The 4,758-nt window shown below is 72.0% G+C and carries 6 protein-coding genes; 4 read left to right on the forward strand and 2 right to left on the reverse strand.

Features of this window, described 5'->3' with window-relative positions; all coding sequences use genetic code 11:
- Positions 1-41: 41 nt before the first annotated feature.
- Positions 42-614, reverse strand: coding sequence for an NADPH-dependent FMN reductase (locus H9652_RS03380; protein WP_138827034.1), 573 nt, complete (start codon positions 612-614; stop codon positions 42-44).
- Positions 615-701: 87 nt separating this feature from the next.
- On the opposite strand from H9652_RS03380, the gene H9652_RS03385 reads away from it, so the two are divergent.
- The 3 genes from H9652_RS03385 (at position 702) to H9652_RS03395 (ending at position 4,026) form a co-directional block, all read left to right on the forward strand.
- Positions 702-1,190 carry a MarR family winged helix-turn-helix transcriptional regulator gene (locus tag H9652_RS03385; RefSeq protein ID WP_191794741.1) on the forward strand — a complete coding sequence of 163 codons (489 nt, stop codon included), beginning with the start codon at positions 702-704 and terminating at the stop codon, positions 1,188-1,190.
- A gap of 170 nt (positions 1,191-1,360) precedes the next feature.
- On the forward strand, positions 1,361-2,371 hold the full coding sequence (gene glsA / locus H9652_RS03390) for a glutaminase A (protein ID WP_191794743.1): 1,011 nt from the start codon (positions 1,361-1,363) through the stop codon (positions 2,369-2,371).
- Positions 2,368-4,026 carry an MFS transporter gene (locus tag H9652_RS03395; protein WP_225227663.1) on the forward strand — a complete coding sequence of 553 codons (1,659 nt, stop codon included), beginning with the start codon at positions 2,368-2,370 and terminating at the stop codon, positions 4,024-4,026. The genes glsA and H9652_RS03395 overlap by 4 nt, the downstream gene beginning before the upstream one ends.
- Here H9652_RS03395 and H9652_RS03400 read toward each other — a convergent pair.
- Positions 3,954-4,229: a helix-turn-helix domain-containing protein gene (locus tag H9652_RS03400; RefSeq protein WP_191794744.1), complete on the reverse strand. Its 276-nt coding sequence runs from the start codon at positions 4,227-4,229 to the stop codon at positions 3,954-3,956. The two genes, H9652_RS03395 and H9652_RS03400, sit on opposite strands and share 73 nt — an antisense overlap.
- Before the next feature lie 6 nt (positions 4,230-4,235).
- On the opposite strand from H9652_RS03400, the gene H9652_RS03405 reads away from it, so the two are divergent.
- On the forward strand, positions 4,236-4,724 hold the full coding sequence (locus H9652_RS03405) for a nitroreductase/quinone reductase family protein (protein WP_138827039.1): 489 nt from the start codon (positions 4,236-4,238) through the stop codon (positions 4,722-4,724).
- The last annotated feature ends 34 nt before the right edge of the window (positions 4,725-4,758 follow it).

Genomic DNA, 4,758 nt, shown 5'->3' on the forward strand with positions numbered 1-4,758 from the left:
CGCCCCCCCCCCCCCCCCCCCCCGGGCCGTGATGCATCGGGTCAGGCCGTACGTGCGCCCTCGCGGAGCGGGACGAGCGCCTCGCTCCATGCGACGACCTGGTCGAGCAGGGTCGCGACGGCGGGCAGGTTGTAGTCGCCGGGCTTGAAGACGGAGAAGTTCTCGAACTCGGTCGCGAGCGAGAGGGCGACCTGCTGGCGGACGTCGGCCATCTGGAGCTCGCCGGCGATGAGACGCAGGTGCTCGACGGCGCGGGCGCCGCCCACCGAGCCGTAGGACACGAAGCCGACGGCCTTGTTGTTCCACTCGGCGTACACGAAGTCGAGCGCGTTCTTGAGGACGCCGGACGTGGAGTGGTTGTACTCGGGCGTGACCATGATGAAGCCGTCGTACGAGTCGATCTTCCGGGCCCAGGCGAGGGTGTGCTCGTTCTCGTACTGGCCCATGGAGGCGGGCATGGTCTCGTCGAGGTGGGGCAGCGGGTAGTCGCGCAGGTCGATCAGGTCGAACTCGGCGTCGGTCCGCCGGCTGGCGATGTCGAGGACCCACCGGGCGACCTGCTCGCCGTTGCGGCCGGGACGCGTGCTGCCGAGGATGATGCCGATCTTGACCATGGAGGACCTCCGGGAAGAGTGGGTACTTGTTACGGCAATCAAGTAACCACACGACGAAGTACTTCGTCAAACAAGTACTCTGGGGGGATGCCCCAGACCGCGCCGACCCCGAGACTCGCCCCGCTGACCGACGCCGAGGAGGCCTTCATCCGGTCCTTCACCGCCGCGGCGGTCGCGATGCCTCGCGCCTTCGACGCGGACCTGGAGCGCGAGCAGCGCATGTCCCGCAACGAGTACCTCGTCCTCGTGCACCTGTCCGAGGCGCCCGACCGCAAGCTCCGCATGAGCGATCTCGCCGATCGCGCGGCGCTGTCGCTCAGCGGGATGTCGCGCATCGTGCAGCGCCTCGAAGCGCTCTCGCTCGTCGAGCGTCAGCGGTGCCCCGAGGACGGCCGCGGGTGGAACGCCGCCCTGACGGCCACCGGGCTGGAGCGGTTGCGCGAGGCCTGGCCGACCCACCTGGCGAGCGCCCGGCAGCGCGTCTTCACACCGCTCGGTGAGGTCGATCTCACAGCCCTGGCGGCGGCGCTCCAGCGCGTCGCGGAGGCCTGCGAGACGGGCACCACGCCGAGCTGAGGGCTCCCGCACGGCGGTGACCCGGGCACGAGGCTGACGACCTCGCGCGGACCCGGCGCCGTCGGGCCTGCTCCACGGCCGCCCTCGCGCCGACCCCTCGCCCTCCGAGTGCGCTCCCACGACCGCGGTGGGAGCATCACGGAGGGTTCCAGAGACGGGCGGGTGCGCGGATGGATGTCGACGACGTCGAACAGGTGGCAGCGACCGGGGCGCTGCCCCGGTGGGACCGGGTCGAGCACCTGGTCGTCGAGGCGCACGCCCGGTACCGCGACCACGCCGCCGGAGACGTCGCCGACTACATCCCGGTGCTCGCAGCGGTGGACCCAGCGCTGTTCGGCGTGAGCGTCGCCGTGGTCGACGGCGAGCTGCACGAGGCCGGGGACACCGGCGTCGAGTTCTCGGTGCAGTCGATCTCGAAGGCCTTCGTCTACGCGCTCGTGTGCGAGGCCTACGGGCACGAGACCGTGCGCGACCGCGTCGGCGTGAACAACACCGGGCTCCCGTTCAACTCGGTCATGGCGCTCGAGCTCAACGACGGCCACCCCATGAACCCCATGGTCAACGCCGGCGCCCTCGCGACGACCGCGATGATGCCCGGCGGGACGCCCGCCGAGCAGTGGGAGAACGTCCGGACGGGCCTCTCGCGCTTCGCGGGACGGCCGCTCGAGCTCGACGGCGTCGTCTACCGGTCCGAGTCCGAGACGAACATCCGCAACCGAGCCATCGCGCGCCTGCTCGAGAGCTACGGACGCATCGAGACCGACCCGCTCGAGGTGGTCGACGTGTACACGCGCCAGTGCGCGCTGCGCGTGACCGCCCGCGACCTCGCGGTCATGGGCGCGACCCTCGCCGACGGCGGCGTCAACCCCGTCACCGGGGAGCGGGTCGTCTCCGCGCAGGTCTGCCGGGACACCCTCGCGGTGCTCGCCTCGACGGGCCTGTACGAGCGGTCGGGGGAGTGGCTCTTCGAGATCGGGCTCCCCGCGAAGTCGGGGGTCGCGGGCGGCATCGTCGCGGTGGCGCCGGGCAAGGGCGCGATCGGGACGTTCTCCCCACCGCTGGACTCCGCGGGGAACAGCGTCCGGGGCCAGCGCGCGACGGCCTACCTGTCGCGCGCCCTCGGCCTCAACCTCTTCGCGTCGTCCGTCCACGTCCCCGAGAAGTCGGAGAGCCGCCCATGAGCCGTGTCAGCGAGGAACCCGCCGCAACCGAGACCCGCCGGTCCTGGGTCCCCATGGTCGGCCTGTTCCTGGCCCAGGTCCTGATGTCGTTCAACGTCGCGGCCCTGCCCGTGTCGCTCGGCGGGATGGTCGAGGAGTTCGGCGTGCCGCCGACCGTCGTGAGCTCGACGATCGTGGTCTACGGGCTCGCGGTCGCGGCGCTCGTGATGACGGGGGCGAAGCTCGGTCAGCGGATCGGGTGGGTCGTCGTCTTCCGCGTCGTGGTGGCGACGTTCGCCGTGTCCGCGCTCATGATGATCTTCTCGCCCACCGTGGGATGGGCCATCGCGGGCCAGGCCGTCGCGGGCGCGTCCGCCGCGATCATCGTGCCGGCGCTCGTCGCGCTCATCGCCGAGAACTACCACGGACCCCAGCAGGCGACGGCGATCGGGTCGCTCGGTTCGGCCCGAGCGATCTCCGGCGTGAGCGCCTTCTTCATCGGCGGCGCGCTGGGCACCCTCGTCGGCTGGCGCCCCGTGTTCGGGATCGTGCTGCTCCTCGCGGTCGTCGTGTTCCTCTTCAGCTTCCGGCTGCGCTCGGACCGGGGCGACCCCGGCATCCGGATCGACCTCGTGGCGGCCGTCCTGATCGGCGCGGCGATCGTCCTGCTGACCCTGGGCTTCAACAACCTCAACGCGTGGGGCCTGCTGTTCGCCTCGCCCGACGCGCCCTTCTCGGTCGTCGGGGTCTCGCCGGCGCCGCTGTTCGTCGTCGTCGGCGTCGTGCTCGGGCAGACGTTCTTCTGGTGGACGCGGCGGCGGGCGGCGGCCGGGAAGGTGCCCCTGGTCGACCTGACCGTCCTCGGGTCCTCGAGCGAGCGGGCCGCGGTGTACGCGATGTTCATCGTCGTGGCGCTCGAGGCCGCCCTCAACTTCACCGTCCCCCTGTACATCCAGATCGTGCAGGGCCGGACGCCCTTCGACACCGCGCTCGCGATGATGCCGTTCAACCTCACGGTGTTCGTCACGGCGACCCTCGTCGTGCGCTTCTACGGGCGGTTCAGCCCGCGCACGATCGGGGTCTTCGGGTTCGTCCTGACGACGGGCGCGCTCACCTGGCTGTCGTTCGTCGTGACGAACAACTGGGAGACGGTGCCGACGATCCTCGGGCTGCTGGTGTTCGGGGTCGGGCAGGGCGCGCTCGTCACGCTGGTGTTCAACGTGCTGGTCACGGCCGTACCGAAGACGCTCGCCGGGGACGTCGGGTCGATCCGCGGGACCACGCAGAACCTCGCGTCGGCCGTCGGGACCGCGGTCGTCGGGGCGCTGCTCGTGACGGTCCTGGGCATCAGCGTGGCCCGCTCCGTCGTCGAGCACCCCGAGCTGCCGCCGTCGCTCGTCGCGCAGGTGGACCTCGACAACGTGAACTTCGTGAGCAACGACGAGCTGCGCGAGGTCCTGGAAGGGACCGACGCCAACCAGGCCCAGGTCGACGCGGCCGTCGCGGTCAACGAGCAGAGCCGGCTCGACACGCTGCGCATCGGTCTGCTGATCCTCGCGGGCATCAGCGCGACCGCGATCCTGCCCGCCAGCCGGCTCCCGCGCTACCGGCCGGGGGAGATCCCCGACCCGTCGCCGGAGCCGGCGCCCGAGCCGTCGTCGGAGGCGTCGGCGTAGAGCGGCTCCCAGCGCAGGACGTCGCCCGGCTGGCAGTCGAGCACGCGGCAGATCGCGTCGAGCGTCGTGAACCGCACTGCCTTGGCGCGGTTGTTCTTCAGGACCGCGACGTCGGCGGGGGAGACACCCACGGCGTCAGCAAGTCGACGCGGGGCGATAGCGGGACCCGCGGGCGCGCGCACCACGGCGACCCCGGCGATCATGGGGGCATGACCTCCCTGCTGCAGGTCGTCCGGTCCTTGGTCGCCCCGCTCACGCGCACGCGGGCGTTCCGCCGGGTCGGGCCGGTCGTCCTGCCCCCGGCCGAGCGTGTGCTCGCGCGGGTGTCGGGCGGGCGGGTGCAGCTCAGCGCGTTGCTCGTGCCGTCGCTGGTCCTGCACTCGACGGGTGCGCGGTCGGGCGAGCCGCGCAGCACGTACCTCATGTACACGCCCGACGGCCACGGGCGGGCGATCGTCGCGGGCACGTCGTTCGCGCGTGACAGGCACCCCGCGTGGACGTACAACCTGCTGGCGAACCCGGACGCGTCGATCACGGTCCGCGGCCGGGACATGCGCGTCCGGGCCACGCTCGTCGAGCCCGACGACGAGCGGGAGGCCGCGTGGGACCTGATCCAGGCGCAGTGGCCCGGGTACCGCGCCTACGAGAGGGACTCGGGCCGGGTGGTCCGCCTGTTCCGGCTCCAGCCGCTCGCCTGACCGTGGCCGGGCGACCTGCGGTCGTGGGGGGGGG

It is taken from the genome of Oerskovia rustica (genome assembly GCF_014836555.1).
Taxonomy (GTDB): domain Bacteria; phylum Actinomycetota; class Actinomycetes; order Actinomycetales; family Cellulomonadaceae; genus Oerskovia; species Oerskovia rustica.